Below are 15,690 nucleotides of genomic sequence, written 5' to 3'. Positions count from 1 at the left end.
ATTATCCAAGTTCTTTTTGCAACAAATCCAAGCCTTCCCTGATTATTTGTTGGTGCGGTTGTTTTGATATGCAGATAAATTCGGTCAACGAGAAATCCTCGGGAGCCACTTCATAAAGTCCCAATTGTTCCATCTCGTCCAAATCCTTCACCATACAGGCCTTTAGCAGCTGAAGAGGATAAATATCCATAGGAAATACCTCTTCGTACTGGCCTGTTACCACAAAAGCCCTATGCTCACCATTGGTATTGGTGTTCAGGTCATATTTCTTTTTGGGCTGTAACCAAGAGAACGTCAAGGCCCTAGTGGTCGAAACTTTATTGAAAATCGGCTTGTTCCATCCAAACAGGTCATAATCATCACCCTCTGGTATAGCGGTAACCGTGTTGTTATAGAATCCCAAATGGCCTTCAGTATGGGTCTTTTTGCCAGTCAACACATCCCCATTGATCAACCTGAACCTATCCTCCTTCACCCCACTGGCATACAAAAAGGTGGAAATTTCGGCACCAATCTTGGTCGTGTAGTATTTAGGGGATTTGATGATGGACCCTGCAAGGGCAATGGTCCTTTCCGCATTGAACTTCCCTGTCAAGAGCAGTTCACCCAGAATCAACAAATCCTGGGGGGATATGGTCCATACCACCTCTCCTTTGTTGACGGGGTCGATCTGGTTGATCTGTGTACCCACCAACCCAGATGGATGGGGCCCTGACACCTTGTGTATCTCAATCCCTTTGATATCCATGAAAGGAGACCTATTGGACCTTCCCACGGACACGTGTATCTTCCCAGGCGTCAACTTGCCCAAGGCAGTGACCGCCACCTGGAGTTCCTGCTCCTTGTCCTTCAGCACATAATCCACATCGGCCGCCAAAGGAGCCGTTGCATAGGCTGAGATAAAGATGGCCTTAGGGGTCACGTCCGGATCGGCAATGACATCGTAGGGGCGCTGCTTTATGAACGGCCAACCGCCACACTGCAATAAAAAGCTCTTGATGGCAGGAGCTTCGGCAGTGTCCAGATCGGGCACTTTGTTGACCACATAATCCTGCGTTTTGTCCGCAAGGATCTTAAGGGTTAAAATCTTTCTCCTTGCACCACGTACAATCTCCACCAATTCACCGCTCACAGGGGAAACAAAGTGCATTTCTTCTTTGTTCTTGTTGTAAAAGAGGGGTTCGCCCGCTTTCACTTCTTCCCCTTGTTTCAACAACATTTTTGGAGTGATTCCGTGGAAATCATCTAGGTTTAGGGCATAAACGTTACTAGTAACGGCTTTGGAAGTAGTCTGCTCTGCTGCCCCGACGAGGTTGATATCCAACCCCTTTCGAATCCGGATGTCTTTAGACATATTGTTGTAGACCTTTTGTTATCAAAATCGGTCGCAAATTTAGTACTTAAAGGATTGTTTTCATAATAATTGTCCATAAAAATGGGATTATATCGAGCTAAATTCCCCAGACCCACTTTTTGTTTAACTTTACCCAAAATTATGGCCCTAAATGCGCTTTTTGATCAAACTATTTTTCCTGCTTTTTTTTGTGCACGGCATTTTTGCCCAAGTGCAGGACGAGGTAAACCCTCCCGAGAACATCAAGACCATCATTTTCAAGGGTCCCACCGAGGATCAGTTCCCGGTTGTACAATTGGGGGAATCCATGACCTTGGAGTTTGATGATCTTACTGCAAGCGAACAGGACTATTATTACACGATCATACACTGCGATTACGATTGGACACCATCCCAATTGTTGAAATCACAATACCTGTCGGGTGCCGACAACCAACGTATCATCGACTACGAAAATAGTTACACAACGTTACAGCCCTACTCCAACTACCGACTGACCATTCCAAACGAGAATGTGGACCTCAAGGTCACGGGCAATTATGTGCTCCAAATCCACAACAGCTATGGGGACCTCCAATTTTCCAGAAGGTTCGTGGTGTACCGCGATGTCGTTACGGTCGCTGGCATGGTCAAACGCTCGAGGGACTTCAACTTTTTGAACGAAAAACAAGTGGTGCAGTTTACCATCAACACGGGAGGCTTTCCGGTGGTGAACCCCAAAAACGAAATAAAGGTGGCCATTCTCCAAAACCATTTTTGGCCCACGGCCCTCTTCAACATAAAGCCCCAGTTTACCATCGGCACGGAACTGGTCTATAAATATGATAAGGAAACCGCTTTCTTTGGGGGCAATGAATTCCTGAATTTTGACACGAAGGACCTTCGCTCCCCCACCTTTGCCATATCAAGGATAGAAATGGGACAGGTCTATAACCACTACCTGTTCACCAACGAATATCGCTATGATAGACCTTACACATACTTCCCTGACATCAATGGCGATTTTGTGGTACGCACCTTGCAGGGCGAGGATGTTTCCAGGGAGGCTGAATATTCCAAGGTACACTTTAGCCTGCCTTACTCCGCCCAAATTGGACTGGACAACGTCTATGTGACGGGGAAGTTCAACAACTACGCCCTAGAGGAGGAAAATAAAATGACCTACAACGACGAAAGTGGCAAGTTTGAACTGACATTGATGATGAAACAGGGTTTTTACAATTTCAGGTATGAGGTGGAACGCCAGGACGGCACTGTGGAACCCAACTTTGTGGGCGGCAATTTCCACTTTACCGAAAACAATTATTTGATTTTGGTCTATTACAGGGATTTTGGCGACATGTATGACAGTATAATAGGTATAGGCTCTGTCAATTCCGCAACTATCAGCAATTAATTATCTTTAGTCCCATAACCCAACCACAAACCACGCATGGAAAAAAAAGGCAGTTTGATCAGCAAAGGCCGGTACGAACTCAGGTTCCGGGGCGTTGAATGCCTGAACTGTGGCCATCCATTGGACATGAGCGACAGGTACTGCCCTAGTTGCTCACAGGCCAACAGCACCAAAAAATTGACCCTGAAGGACTTTTTTGACGAGTTCATGTCCAGCCTGTTCAATTATGATTCCAAGCTGTTCAAAACACTTTCCACACTGCTGTTGAGGCCTGGGAACATCACAAGGGACTACATCAATGGAAAAAGGGTCACCTACACCAACCCCTTTCGTTTTTTATTGAGCTTGGCCTTCATCTATTTTTTGATGTTCACCTTCGACAATCAATTTTCAGACCTCGACAAGGCCGCCAAATCTTTCGACGGGAACATTACAGGGGGTTCTCCCGTTTCCTATAATGTAAAATCAGGCGACGTCGCGGTGGACAGTGTAAAGTTGAAACAACAGGCCGAGAACGTATTGAAATCCCTCGATTCCATGGAACAGTCCAACTCCAATTTCACTTTTGGGCTGAAAAAGTTCGATTCGATACGGAACTCCGACCCCGAAGTAGCACGCTCTTTCAGTATGTTGGATTCGCTTTCCCATTTGAACAACCAAAAACCAAAGGTGAACAAGGATTCGTTGATGGAGGCAAACCCTTCCTATTATTTTGACAGCATCAGCAAGGGAAAGGGCATGGATGCCTTTTCGGACAAAGTGGAGTTTTTTGTGCACATGATCAAAAAGGACACCTTGTTCTCCTTTGACCAAGCCAAAGAGAAGTACACTATTGAAAGTACCATCTCCAACAAAATGGCCTTCAATTCCTCCAATAATTTTTTGACCATCTTACAGCGGCCGAGCATCTTCCTGAAGAATACCATATCCAAGCTGCCGTTCGTCGTTTTCTTCTTCATGCCGCTGTTCACCGTCTTCATTTGGCTGGTGTACATCAGAAAAAAATACACCTACACCGATCATCTTATTTTTAGTTTCCACAATCAGTCATTGTTGTTTATCTTGCTCATCCTTAGCCTGCTGATCGACATGGCTTTCAATATATCGAGTGCATGGTTTTTTGTATTGGTTTTCAGTATTTATCTGTACAAAGCAATGCGCCGGTTTTATGGACAGGGAAGGTTTAAAACTATTGTGAAATATCTCTTTCTGAACACTACATTCATGATATTGGCATTCTTCATGGCGTTGTTGTTGTTCACAGGAAGCGTTTTTATCTATAACTAACATATGTTCACTCAAGTCACCAAAGGGATAAAGGTATCTGTGCAGACCAGTTTTGAGGGTACTTTCTTCAAAAACTATAGGATGCACTATGCTTTCGGGTACACCATTACCATAGAGAACCTAAGCAAGGACACGGTGCAGCTCACCGCAAGGCACTGGGACATTTTTGATGCCCTAAAGGACCTCGAAACGGTGGATGGCGAGGGCGTGATCGGCAGGAAACCCGTCATAAAACCCGGAAAATCCCACACCTATAGCTCAGGTTGCTTGTTGGCATCGCCCATTGGGGCCATGAAGGGCCACTACCACATGGTGAATTTTACCAATGCCGAAGAGTTTGAAGTGGACATCCCCACATTCAAGTTCGCTGCCCCTTTCGCCATAAACTAGGCACCACTTCCTTTCCAAATCGATTTTGCTTTTAGTAACTTTGTTGCCACTGTGTAATAAATATTCTAACAAAAATTAAAAGCAAACATGGGAAAAGGATTTTTTCAAGTTCCAACCGCAATCAACGAGCCGGTAAAAAGTTACGCCCCGGGCAGTCCGGAGCGCGAAGAAGTATTAAAACAGTACGAGGCCTATTACAATGGAAAGGTTGATGTTCCTCTTTATATTGGCAGTGAAGAGATCAAGACCGGAAACACCAGACCCATATCACCTCCACACGAGCACAAGCATATTGTGGGCCACTATCATTTGGCCGAAAAAAAGCATGTGGAACAAGCCATCTCCAACTGCCTGGAAGCCAGAAAGGCTTGGGCAGACCTTACTTGGGAGCAGCGTGCCGCCATCTTCCTGAAGGCTGCCGAACTCATCGCAGGCCCCTACCGTGCCAAGATGAACGCCTCGACCATGCTGGCCCAATCAAAGAACATCTATCAGGCCGAAATTGATTCCGCTTGTGAAATCGTGGACTTCTTGAGGTTCAATGTGGAATACATGTCACAGATCTATTCCGAGCAGCCCGAATCCTCCGAAGGGGTTTGGAACCGTGTGGAATATAGGCCTCTGGAAGGTTTTGTCTATGCCATTACCCCGTTCAACTTTACCGCCATTGCCGGAAACCTTCCGGCCAGTGCCGCAATGATGGGCAACGTAGTGGTTTGGAAGCCCAGCGACAGCCAAGTGTTTTCCGCCAAGGTCATCGTTGACGTATTCAAGGAAGCAGGATTGCCCGATGGGGTCATCAATGTGATCTATGGCGATCCCGTGATGATTTCCGATACCTTGTTGGCCAGTCCTGATTTTGCGGGGATACACTTTACAGGATCCACCCATGTCTTCAAGGAGCTTTGGAAACAGATCGGGAACAACATCCATACCTATAAAACATACCCTAGGATTGTTGGTGAGACCGGAGGAAAGGACTTTATCATAGCCCACCCTACCGCCAAGCCCCAACAAGTGGCCACGGCCATTACCCGCGGTGCCTTTGAGTTCCAAGGACAGAAATGTAGTGCTGCCTCCAGGGTCTATCTGCCCAAATCCACTGCAAACGAGATCTTGGATTTGGTGAAGGCGGATGTGGCGTCTTTCAACAAACCGGGCACTCCGGCCGATATGAGCAATTTTATCACCGCGGTGATCCATGAGGGCTCTTTTGACAAATTGGCCAAATACATTGATCAGGCCAAGGCCGACAAGGATGCCGAAATCATTGTAGGTGGCGGGTACGACAAATCTGTGGGATACTTTGTGGAGCCCACCGTTATTTTGACCACCAATCCAAAGTATGAGACCATGTACACCGAGTTGTTCGGCCCAGTGGTCACCGTGTATATTTATGAGGACAAGGATTGGAGCAAAACATTGGAGCTGGTGGACGGCACATCCGAGTATGGGTTGACCGGGGCCGTGTTGGCCAAAGATCGCTACGCAATCGACGAGGCCACCAGGGCATTGCAGAACGCTGCCGGTAACTTCTACATCAATGACAAGCCCACTGGGGCCGTTGTGGGCCAACAGCCATTTGGCGGTGCAAGGGCATCTGGGACCAACGACAAGGCCGGTTCCATGCAGAACTTGCTTCGTTGGGTTTCCCCTAGGTTGATCAAGGAGACCTTTGTGACCCCTGAAAATTATCGTTACCCATTTTTGGGATAGATTAAAAGCTTATTCATTAAATTCATGGCCATTATTCCAAAAGAATAGTGGCCTTTTTTCATCCTCTAAACGCAACAAAATGCCCAGACCCTATATTTTGGCCGAGACCAATTGGAAACATTTGAAAGACGAATCCTTTGATTTGGTCGTCCTCCCTTGGGGTGCCACTGAAGCCCATAACTATCACCTGCCGTATGCCACGGACACCATTGAAGGCACGGCAATCGCCGAAGAATCCGCACGATTGGCTTGGGACCAAGGTTGCAAGGTTGTAGTGTTGCCCACTATTCCATTTGGAGTAAATACGGGGCAATCCGATATCTATCTGGATATGAATCTGAACCCCAGCACCCAATTTGCCATTTTGAAGGATATATTGACCGTTTTGGACAGACAAGGAATCCATAAATTCATGATCCTCAACAGTCATGGCGGCAACAATTGGGAAGCACTGGTACGGGAATTGGGACTGCTCTTCCCCAAAATGTTCATCTGTGTGACCAATTGGTTCAAAATAGTGGGAAAAAAGGACATCTTTGAAAATCCCGGTGACCATGCCGATGAAATGGAAACCAGTCTCATTCTTCATTTGACGCCAGAATTAGTACTCCCCAAAGAAGATTGGGGGGATGGAAAAGAATTCAAAAATAAGATCAAAGCCTTTTCCGAAGGATGGGCCTGGACGGAGCGACCATGGTCCAAGATCAGTGCGGATACAGGTGTTGGTGATCCATCCAAAGCAACAGCAGAAAAGGGAAAGTTGTTTTTTGAGGCCGTTTGCTCAAAAATGGCAAAACTGTTCGTCGATATTGCCGATGCGGACACGGAAAACCTATATGAATGATAGCCCAATGAGCGTTATTCCACTATAAAACATCAACTTATCCATAATTTAAATGTAAAATTAACGTTAAGTAATTGTTATCCAAATGTAACTTTATTAACTTAACACCTTTAAATCATTTAGATATGAAAGAACGAATCAATGCATGGGGAAATTTGATGATCAAGAAATACGACCGTTTTTGGCAATATGCCAAGGACTATTCAAGAAAGTGCAAACGGGTCTATGAACGGATGTACAGCATCTAGTGACTTCCCTTGAATTTTTGTGGTAGATAGACCACCTTCTTGGTCTCAAAAAAATCCTCTTCAAAATACTCCTTCAAATCAAAGGTTTGAATGGTGGTATAATCCTTTAGCTCCTCAGTAAGGTCTCCGCCTTTGAGGTAAAGTATGCCATTTTTTCGCTCGTGCGATGAATCCTTTTTGATCTTGCCCTTCGTCCAATGCACAAAAGTGGGCATTGCGGCCACGGCCCTACTTACGATAAAATCATATTGGCCGGGCAGATCTTCGACCCTGGTGTGGATAGCAGTAACGTTCTGGAGTTTCAGCCCATCCACCACTTCCTGCACCACTTTCACCTTTTTCCCGATAGCATCCACCAAAGTGAACTCCACATTGGGAAATAAAATGGCCAGCGGAATCCCAGGAAATCCTCCCCCGGTCCCTACATCCAATATCTGACTGCCCTCATTGAAGGTCTGGATACGTGCAATACCCAAAGAATGGAGTACATGGCGAAGGTACAGCTCGTCAATGTCTTTCCGGGAAACCACATTGATCTTGGTGTTCCAGTCCTTGTACAAAAATTCCAACTCCTTGAAATGCTCCTTTTGTAAATCGGTGAGCGTCGTAAAATATTTGAAAACCAGGTCCGCATTCATATCCCAACTGTTAATTTCAACAAAATTAATACTTTTAAAGACCTTAACACCGTTCTAACAGGTAGTTGTTGATCTTATACGGTCAATAATGGTTACCTTTGTAAAAATTTTTTTTATGGATAAGAATACCGTCCGGTTTTCAAGAAAGGATTCAGCACAGTTTTTTAGGACACTGAACAAAAGAGTGAACGAATACTTCAATGAAAATGATCTCAAAAAAACCGGAAACTGGAAACTTCACCTCAAGACCATAGTGATGTTTGCCGTTTTTTTGACACCCTACTTTTTAATGTTGACCTTGAACCTGCCTTTTTGGGGCTATCTTTTACTTTCCATCACCATGGGAGTGGGCATGGCCGGTGTGGGCATGAACGTAATGCACGATGGCAACCACGGCTCCTATTCCAACAAGAAATGGGTGAACAAGCTGATGGGAAGCAGCATCTATATCTTGGCGGGCAATGTGTACAACTGGCAAGTACAGCATAACGTCCTCCATCACACCTACACCAACATCCATGAACACGATGAGGATATGGAAGCGGGTAGGATCCTAAGGTTCTCCAAGCATGCAGAATGGAGGAAACACCATAAGTTCCAACATTACTATTCTATCCTGCTGTATGGATTATTGACCTTCAATTGGGCCATCACCACGGATTTCCAGCAGATGTACCGCTATATGAAGCGCAAACTAAGCTACGGCAAACTTCCAAACCCCGTGATCAACTGGAGCACACTGGTCATTACCAAAGTAATCTACATCACTATTTGGATTGTCCTTCCATTGATTTTTGCCGATATTGCTTGGTGGCAAGTGCTTCTTGGGTTTTTCATCATGCACTATGTGGCCGGTGTTATCCTGAGTGTGGTATTCCAATTGGCACACATTGTGGACCATGCGGACACCCCTCTCCCCGATGAGGAGGGCAATATGAAGAACACCTGGGCCATCCACCAACTGTTCACCACTGTAAATTTTGGCACAAAGAACAAGATAGTGAATTGGTTCACGGGAGGATTGAACCATCAAGTGGAGCATCACATATTCCCGAACATCAGCCATATCCACTACACAAAAATTTCCAAAATTGTGAAACAGACGGCCAAGGAGTTTAATTTACCCTACAACGAATATAAAACTACCAGAAAAGCTATAATTTCGCACTTCAAACATTTGAAGGAACTGGGCAAAAACCCGTCACTTCAATACCAGTAAAAACTAGCATATCACATGAGCAACCATCTATCTGACAGGATCCAGAACATGTCCACGTCAGCAACTTTGGCCATGGCGGCCAAGGCCAGGGAGTTACGAAATGAAGGCAAGGATATCATAGGGTTGAGCTTGGGAGAGCCCGACTTCAATATCCCCGATTTCATAAAAGAGGCGGCTAAACAGGCCATTGATGAAAATTATAGCAGCTACACCCCAGTGGATGGGTATCCCGAGCTAAAGAAGGCCATCACCCTCAAATTCAAAAGGGACAATGGACTGGACTACGGACCCAACCAGATCGTGGTTTCCACAGGGGCAAAACAATCCCTCTACAATGTGGCCATGGTAGTATTGAACCCAGGCGACGAGGTGATCCTACCTGCCCCCTATTGGGTAAGCTACAGCGATATCGTGAAATTGGCAGAAGGTGTCCCCGTTGAAGTACCGACAGGGATCGAGACCGATTTCAAAATGACCCCACAGCAATTGGAGGCTGCCATTACCCCAAAGACCCGTATGTTTTGGTTCAGCTCCCCTTGTAACCCCAGTGGTTCAGTGTACAGCAAAGCTGAGTTGGAAGGTTTGGCCGAGGTCTTGAAAAAATACCCGGACATCTATGTGGTCTCCGATGAAATTTACGAACACATCAATTTCACCAAAGGAGGACACGTAAGCATTGCCGGAATCGATGGAATGTATGACAGAACAGTGACCGTGAACGGTGTTTCCAAAGCCTTTGCGATGACCGGATGGCGAATTGGATATATTGGAGCCCCAGAATGGATTGCCAAGGGCTGCAACAAACTTCAGGGACAGGTGACCAGCGGGGCCAATTCCATTGCGCAACGTGCCGTGATCACCGCTTTGGAAGCGCCAGTGAGCAAAATCCAGTACATGATCGACGAGTTCCACAAGAGAAGAGATCTTGTCCTCGAATTGTTGGGTGAAATCGATGGGTTCAAACTCAATGTACCCGAAGGTGCTTTCTATGTGTTCCCCGATATTTCCGCATTCTTCGGAAAAACATTGAAAGGGACCACCATCAACAGTGCCGAGGATTTTGCATTGTATCTGTTGGAACACGCCAATGTGGCCACGGTAACGGGTGAAGCATTCGGAAACCCCAACTGCATCCGTATTTCCTATGCAGCTTCAGAAAAAGAATTAAGGGAAGCCATTGCCCGTATCAAGGCCGTGGTGTAATTATAGGGATTCATGCTGAACTCGGTTCAGCATCCCATCCTTTTGGAAACATTGAAATCAAATCCTGAAAACCGGTCCAGGAGAACAAAAATTTCAATCAAAGCTATTCTTAGCACAAAAACCTCTTGACAACCTCAAGAGGTTTTTTATTACGTCTTTTTCCAGAAATATGGGGTAAGAACAATGAGTACGGTGAACAATTCGAGACGTCCCAACAACATCAAAAAGCCGCACCACCATTTTCCTGCCGGGGGAAGGCTGTTGTAATTGCTCACAGGGTTCAGTTCGCCAAACGCAGGACCCACATTGCCCAACGAAGAGGCGGCACCCCCAACAGCGGAGATAAAGTCAAGGCCCAAGAATCCGAGCACCAAGGAGCCTATGATGAAAAGCAACATGTACAGCACAAAGAAGGCGATCACATTGTACACGATATGCTCGGTCACTGTCTTTTCATTGTAACGGACAGGAATGATCGCATTGGGGTGCAGGGTCCGTTTGAACTCCAAAATACCATTTTTGATGATGATCAGGTGGCGCATCACCTTGATGCCCCCTGCCGTAGATCCTGCCGAGCCTCCCAGGAACATCAACCCAAAAAAGAAAACGGTCAAAAAAGGTGTCCATGCCGTAAAATCAGCAGACACAAAACCTGTTGTCGTGATGACCGAGACCACTTGAAAAAGGGCATGCCTAAAGGCACTTTCCGCCTCGCCCCACACCATGGGATGGTATTCAGAAACGCCAATATCTGCTTTGAAATAGACACCCAATGCAGCCAAAACACTAAAAATCAATATAAACCATAGGTAATACTTGAATTCCTCGTCCCGGAGTACTCGTTGCACTTTTCCGGTCAAGGCGAAATAGCTGAGGACGAAATTGCTCCCTGCCAAGAACATAAAAAGAATGGTGATGTACTGTATGATGGGTTGGTGGTTCCAGTAGGCCAAACTTGCATTTTTGGTGGAAAACCCACCCGTGGACATGGTCGCCAAAGAATGGTTGATCGCATCAAAAAAGGTCATCCCTGCCAGCTTCAGCAACAAGGTCTCCAATACGGTATAACCGAAATAGATAAGCCAAAGTCGTTTGGCCGTGTCCGTTATCCTAGGGTGCAATTTGTCCCCACCAGGACCAGGGGCCTCTGCCGCGAACAACTGCATGCCCCCTATACCCAACAATGGCAATATGGCAATGGCCAGCACAATGATCCCCATTCCGCCGATCCAATGGGTAAGGCTCCGCCAAAGCAAAATTCCCTCGGGGAGTACTTCAATATCGTCCAAAATGGAGGCACCTGTTGTGGTGTAGCCGGAAATGGTCTCAAAAAAGGCATCGGTTATGGAAGGAATGGACCCCGAAAAAAGATAGGGCAACATCCCTGAAATGGACATCACGATCCATCCGAAGGTCACCACAATATAGCCTTCTTTTCGCTTGACCTCCTTTTTATGCCCTCGGGTATAAAACATGGCCATGATCCCAAAAAGCATCGTGACAATGGCAGCAAGGGAAATGTCCAGAGTGGCACCATCCTTATATATGGCACTGGTAAAAGCGGCCAAAAGCATGAAAGAGCCGTTACAAAGGAGCAAAAGCCCCATAATGTGGATAATGATTCGTGTATTGAGCCTCATTATAGGAACAGCTTTTCTATCTTGGGAATGGCCTTGGGTAGGCAACAGACCACCACTTTGTCCCCTTGGGCTATCCTAAAATCGCCCAGGGCAATGATGCCCTCTCCATTCCGAATTACCCCTCCTATGCTCGCCTCGCGTGGAAAGTTCAGTTCTTTGATGATCTCTCCGTTTACCAATGAGGTAGCTTTTACCTCAAACTCCAATATTTCCGCATTGAGGTTGTTGAGGCGGGTCAATGCCAACACTTCGCCTTTTCGAATGTATCGGAATATGCTATTGGCGGCCAACAGTTTTTTATTGATGAGCGTATCCACACCAATGGAATGCGACAACTGGAAATAATCCATGTTCTCCACCAAGGCGATGGTCTTTTTTATCTTTTTGTTCTTGGCCACAAGACAGGACATGATGTTGGTCTCCGAATTTCCTGTGACGGCTATGAAGGCATCCATAGACTCGAGGCTCTCCTCTTCCAAAAGCTCCACATTCCTCCCATCCCCGTTGATGACCAGCGCATGGGGAAGTTCATCGGCAATATCGAACGCTTTTTCTTTGTTCTTCTCTATCAGTTTGACATTGAATTTTTTACTGCATAGGTCCCGTGCGGTCTTGAAACCGACCTTGCTCCCACCAAGGATCATCACGTTCTTGATCTCTTGCTTCTGCATCCCTGTGAGTTTGTACAATTCCTCCACCCCTTTGTCCGAAGTGATGAAATAGACCTGATCCCCTTCCTTGAACACAGTATCCCCACGTGGAATGAGGGTGAATTGGGTACCCATACGCTGCAAAGCAATGGGCATAAAATGCAATTCCGGGAAAATACGGGCAGCCTCCTTGACCATTTTGCCCACAAAGGGTGCGGTCTTGGGCAGGATCACGCCGAACATGGTCAACAGACCTCCTTCAAATTCGTAGGTATCGTTAAAAGCCGATTGGTTCAGCATCAACTGTATTTCCATAGCGGCAAGCCGTTCCGGGGAGATGAGCTCATCGATCCCCAACTCTTCAAACTTTAGGATATCCCGATTGTCCATAAATTCCGTGTTGGATATCCGGGCCATGGTCCTTTTACAACCTAGTTGTTTTGCCAATAGGCAAAGGGTGAGGTTCGTGGTTTCGGAGGCCGTGACCCCGATCACCAAATCCGAACCATCCACATCGGCATCCTGCAACACCTGAATGGAAGTGGCATCCCCCTTCAGGACGCGTATGTCCAAATGGTTGTCCGCGTAGGACAGCTTCTCCTTGTCCGTGTCGATCAAAGTAATATCTTGGGCTTCATAGGACAATAGTTTTGCCAAATGAAAGCCTACCTCACCAGCTCCAGCAATAATGATCTTCATTGATTAGAATAAGAGTGTTTCCAAATAATTTCAACTTGTACGCCACAAAATGGTGATCGAAGTCTAAATGACATACTATTAACATAATACGGAAAAGGTTCCGCTATTCCTCGGCAAAATTACACAAATATTTTTGTCTTCCTCCCAGATGCCTAAGTTGTATATTTGCCAGCAAATGGAAGCCATGTCAGAAAAAGTGACCCCCTATAAAGAATCCGGTCTGGGAAAAAAGGAGCAAGTAAGGCAAATGTTCGATAACATTTCCGAAGATTATGATGGACTCAACAGGGTGATTTCATTTGGCACCGATATCAAATGGCGCAAGCGCATTGTCTCCTATTTAAGGGAAAAATCCCCAAAGACCATTCTGGACATTGCAACCGGGACAGGCGACCTTGCCATAGCCTTGGCCCCAACAGGTGCCGAGAAAATCATTGGTCTGGACCTCTCCCCCGGGATGCTGGAAGTGGGAAAGGAAAAGGTTTCGAGAAAAAAACTACAGGATACCATTGAAATGGTAGTGGGCGATAGCGAGAACCTTCCTTTTGAGGACAATTCCTTTGATGCCGTGACGGTGGCCTTCGGGGTCCGGAACTTTGAAAACCTCGAAAAAGGACTGGAAGAAATACGAAGGGTCCTGAAAAAAGGGGGAAATCTGGTGATCTTGGAGACCTCGGTCCCTACCAAGACCCCGTTCAAGCAAGGATACCGCATCTATACCAAATACATTATGCCTACCATTGGCAAGATCTTTTCCAAAGACCGTTCGGCCTACACTTATCTGAGCGAATCGGCCTCGGTTTTCCCACATGGGGAGGCCTTCAACAATATTTTGGCCAAAATTGGGTTTATAGGAATAGAGAACAAACCCCAGACATTGGGAGTAGCCTCCATCTATGTCGCCACAAAATAGTTTGATGAAAAATGTCCTTATCCTGTTTGGACTGCTGATCCTCGCAAGTCCAAAATCCAACGCGCAATTTGGGGAAGACCCCATTCTCAACCTTCAGAACGAGGACAAGAGATTTTTGAACTGGGGGTATTATCTGGGTTTTAACCAATATGACTTTCAGTTCGAGTACAAGGACGATGTGGGCCGAGATGTCTTGGTCGACAAGAGTTTTGGGTTCAATGTGGGTTTGATCGGTGAGCTGCGCATCAACGAATTTTTGGACGCCCGCTTTGAGCCAGGACTTCTTTATACCGCACGTACCCTAGGTTTCCCTGGTTTCACCAGCCAGGCCGATGCCATCCGCGAAGTACGCTCTACCTACATTCGGTTTCCTCTTTTACTCAAGGCCAGTACCAAAAGGATCGGCAATTGGAAACCCTTTATCGTAGGCGGTGTCTACACATCGATGAACCTTGGGAGCAAAGAAGATAGTTTGGACGACAACAGCAGTGGTGAGTTCCGTATGAAGAAGAACGTCTATGGGTACGAATTGGGTTTCGGCATCGATTTTTACACGGAATATTTCAAGTTTTCACCCTCCATCAGGGGCGTTTTTGCCCTTACGGACGAACTTGTCCCCGACAACGACCCCAACAGTCCATGGACGGGCAACATCAATGCCATGCGAACGCGGGGCATCTTTATCAATTTCACCTTTGAATAAACTAAATCATTGAATATTTAGACTTCTGTAAGTCCAAGAATCCAACCATCTAAAAATCCAACTACCTCCTTATTTCGTTGAGAAGAATCGCCGTAGCCGTGGCCACATTCAAGCTTTCGGCGGTCTCTGCCCCAAACTGCGGAATGGAAATCCGCTCCGTGACCCATGCACCCACCTCATCGGAAATGCCATTGGCCTCATTGCCCATCACCAAAATGCCTTTGGCAGGAAGCTCTCTTCCATACACCGGTTCGCCATCCATAAAAGCACCAAAAATGGGTTGTTCGGCATTTTTCAAAAATTCGGGGAGAGGTGCATAAACTATGTTTACCCTTGCTATGGACCCCATAGTGGCCTGCAGCACCTTTGGGTTATAACAATCCACAGTGTCCATGGAGCAGACCAATTCCCGAATCCCGAACCAATCGCACAACCGTATGATGGTCCCCAGATTGCCCGGATCGCGCACGGCATCCAAGGCCACCACCCAATCCGACACTTCTGTTTTCAGGGGCTTGGGCATATAAAAAACCCCCAATACCCCATTGGGCTGCTTCAAACTGCTCATCTGTTTGAGAATGGCTCCAGAAACAAGTTCCGTTTCTCCCAATCCACTCCCTTTCCATGTCCCATCAACAAAAATCTTCAATGGCTCCACACCCGCTTGTAACAACTCTTTCACTAACTTTTCCCCTTCCACTACGAATAGGGCGTGTTGAGTTCGGTACTTTTTTTGCTTTAGGTTTACAACTAGTTTAATTTGGTTTTTTGTAACCATCTAAATCGTGTA

The 15,690-nt window shown here is 46.3% G+C and carries 15 protein-coding genes; 10 read left to right on the top strand and 5 right to left on the bottom strand.

Going from position 1 to position 15,690, the window contains the following annotated elements; translation table 11 throughout:
* Nucleotide 1: 1 nt before the first annotated feature.
* Nucleotides 2–1,354, bottom strand: a complete 1,353-nt coding sequence (locus tag D2V93_RS00355; protein WP_119617932.1) for a Na(+)-translocating NADH-quinone reductase subunit A — start codon at nucleotides 1,352–1,354, stop codon at nucleotides 2–4.
* Nucleotides 1,355–1,505: 151 nt separating this feature from the next.
* Here D2V93_RS00355 and D2V93_RS00350 point away from each other — a divergent pair, with 151 nt between their 5' ends.
* From D2V93_RS00350 to D2V93_RS18860, 6 genes are all read left to right on the top strand, one after another.
* On the top strand, nucleotides 1,506–2,750 hold the full coding sequence (locus D2V93_RS00350) for a type IX secretion system plug protein (protein ID WP_119617931.1): 1,245 nt from the start codon (nucleotides 1,506–1,508) through the stop codon (nucleotides 2,748–2,750).
* A gap of 36 nt (nucleotides 2,751–2,786) precedes the next feature.
* Nucleotides 2,787–4,037 carry a DUF3667 domain-containing protein gene (locus D2V93_RS00345; protein WP_119617930.1) on the top strand — a complete coding sequence of 417 codons (1,251 nt, stop codon included), beginning with the start codon at nucleotides 2,787–2,789 and terminating at the stop codon, nucleotides 4,035–4,037.
* A 3-nt stretch (nucleotides 4,038–4,040) separates the two neighbouring features.
* Nucleotides 4,041–4,427, top strand: a complete 387-nt coding sequence (gene apaG, locus D2V93_RS00340) for a Co2+/Mg2+ efflux protein ApaG (RefSeq protein ID WP_072878630.1) — start codon at nucleotides 4,041–4,043, stop codon at nucleotides 4,425–4,427.
* 87 nt (nucleotides 4,428–4,514) lie between these two features.
* Entirely contained in the window at nucleotides 4,515–6,143 is a 1,629-nt protein-coding gene (gene pruA / locus D2V93_RS00335) for an L-glutamate gamma-semialdehyde dehydrogenase (protein WP_072878628.1), read from the top strand.
* A 79-nt stretch (nucleotides 6,144–6,222) separates the two neighbouring features.
* On the top strand, nucleotides 6,223–6,987 hold the full coding sequence (locus tag D2V93_RS00330; protein ID WP_119617929.1) for a creatininase family protein: 765 nt from the start codon (nucleotides 6,223–6,225) through the stop codon (nucleotides 6,985–6,987).
* A 125-nt stretch (nucleotides 6,988–7,112) separates the two neighbouring features.
* Nucleotides 7,113–7,235 carry a hypothetical protein gene (locus D2V93_RS18860; RefSeq protein ID WP_256621041.1) on the top strand — a complete coding sequence of 41 codons (123 nt, stop codon included), beginning with the start codon at nucleotides 7,113–7,115 and terminating at the stop codon, nucleotides 7,233–7,235.
* Here D2V93_RS18860 and rsmG read toward each other — a convergent pair.
* Complete coding sequence (gene rsmG / locus D2V93_RS00325; RefSeq protein WP_119617928.1) at nucleotides 7,232–7,873, bottom strand: 16S rRNA (guanine(527)-N(7))-methyltransferase RsmG; 642 nt, start codon at nucleotides 7,871–7,873, stop codon at nucleotides 7,232–7,234. The two genes, D2V93_RS18860 and rsmG, sit on opposite strands and share 4 nt — an antisense overlap.
* A 115-nt stretch (nucleotides 7,874–7,988) precedes the next feature.
* Here rsmG and D2V93_RS00320 point away from each other — a divergent pair, with 115 nt between their 5' ends.
* Complete coding sequence (locus D2V93_RS00320) at nucleotides 7,989–9,092, top strand: fatty acid desaturase family protein (RefSeq protein WP_119618012.1); 1,104 nt, start codon at nucleotides 7,989–7,991, stop codon at nucleotides 9,090–9,092.
* 15 nt (nucleotides 9,093–9,107) lie between these two features.
* On the top strand, nucleotides 9,108–10,295 hold the full coding sequence (locus tag D2V93_RS00315) for a pyridoxal phosphate-dependent aminotransferase (protein WP_072878620.1): 1,188 nt from the start codon (nucleotides 9,108–9,110) through the stop codon (nucleotides 10,293–10,295).
* 149 nt (nucleotides 10,296–10,444) lie between these two features.
* On the opposite strand, the gene D2V93_RS00310 is transcribed toward D2V93_RS00315, so the two are convergent.
* Together D2V93_RS00310 and trkA are read right to left on the bottom strand one after the other, a co-directional pair.
* Nucleotides 10,445–11,935, bottom strand: coding sequence for a TrkH family potassium uptake protein (locus D2V93_RS00310; RefSeq protein WP_119617927.1), 1,491 nt, complete (start codon nucleotides 11,933–11,935; stop codon nucleotides 10,445–10,447).
* Nucleotides 11,935–13,284: a Trk system potassium transporter TrkA gene (trkA, locus tag D2V93_RS00305; RefSeq protein ID WP_072878616.1), complete on the bottom strand. Its 1,350-nt coding sequence runs from the start codon at nucleotides 13,282–13,284 to the stop codon at nucleotides 11,935–11,937. Before trkA ends, D2V93_RS00310 begins: the two co-directional genes overlap by 1 nt.
* A 184-nt stretch (nucleotides 13,285–13,468) precedes the next feature.
* On the opposite strand from trkA, the gene ubiE reads away from it, so the two are divergent.
* Nucleotides 13,469–14,197: a bifunctional demethylmenaquinone methyltransferase/2-methoxy-6-polyprenyl-1,4-benzoquinol methylase UbiE gene (ubiE, locus tag D2V93_RS00300; protein WP_119618011.1), complete on the top strand. Its 729-nt coding sequence runs from the start codon at nucleotides 13,469–13,471 to the stop codon at nucleotides 14,195–14,197.
* A gap of 4 nt (nucleotides 14,198–14,201) precedes the next feature.
* Nucleotides 14,202–14,900 (top strand): type IX secretion/gliding motility protein PorT/SprT, encoded by a 699-nt coding sequence (gene porT, locus D2V93_RS00295; RefSeq protein ID WP_108424393.1) that lies wholly within the window; start codon nucleotides 14,202–14,204, stop codon nucleotides 14,898–14,900.
* A 61-nt stretch (nucleotides 14,901–14,961) separates the two neighbouring features.
* On the opposite strand, the gene D2V93_RS00290 is transcribed toward porT, so the two are convergent.
* Nucleotides 14,962–15,678 carry a TrmH family RNA methyltransferase gene (locus D2V93_RS00290; protein WP_119617926.1) on the bottom strand — a complete coding sequence of 239 codons (717 nt, stop codon included), beginning with the start codon at nucleotides 15,676–15,678 and terminating at the stop codon, nucleotides 14,962–14,964.
* Nucleotides 15,679–15,690: the final 12 nt, after the last annotated feature.

Origin of the sequence: Flagellimonas taeanensis (assembly GCF_003584105.1) — a bacterium.
GTDB lineage: Bacteria > Bacteroidota > Bacteroidia > Flavobacteriales > Flavobacteriaceae > Flagellimonas > Flagellimonas taeanensis.
Note: the sequence above shows the minus strand (reverse complement) of the source record. Positions and strands in the feature narration are given on the sequence as shown.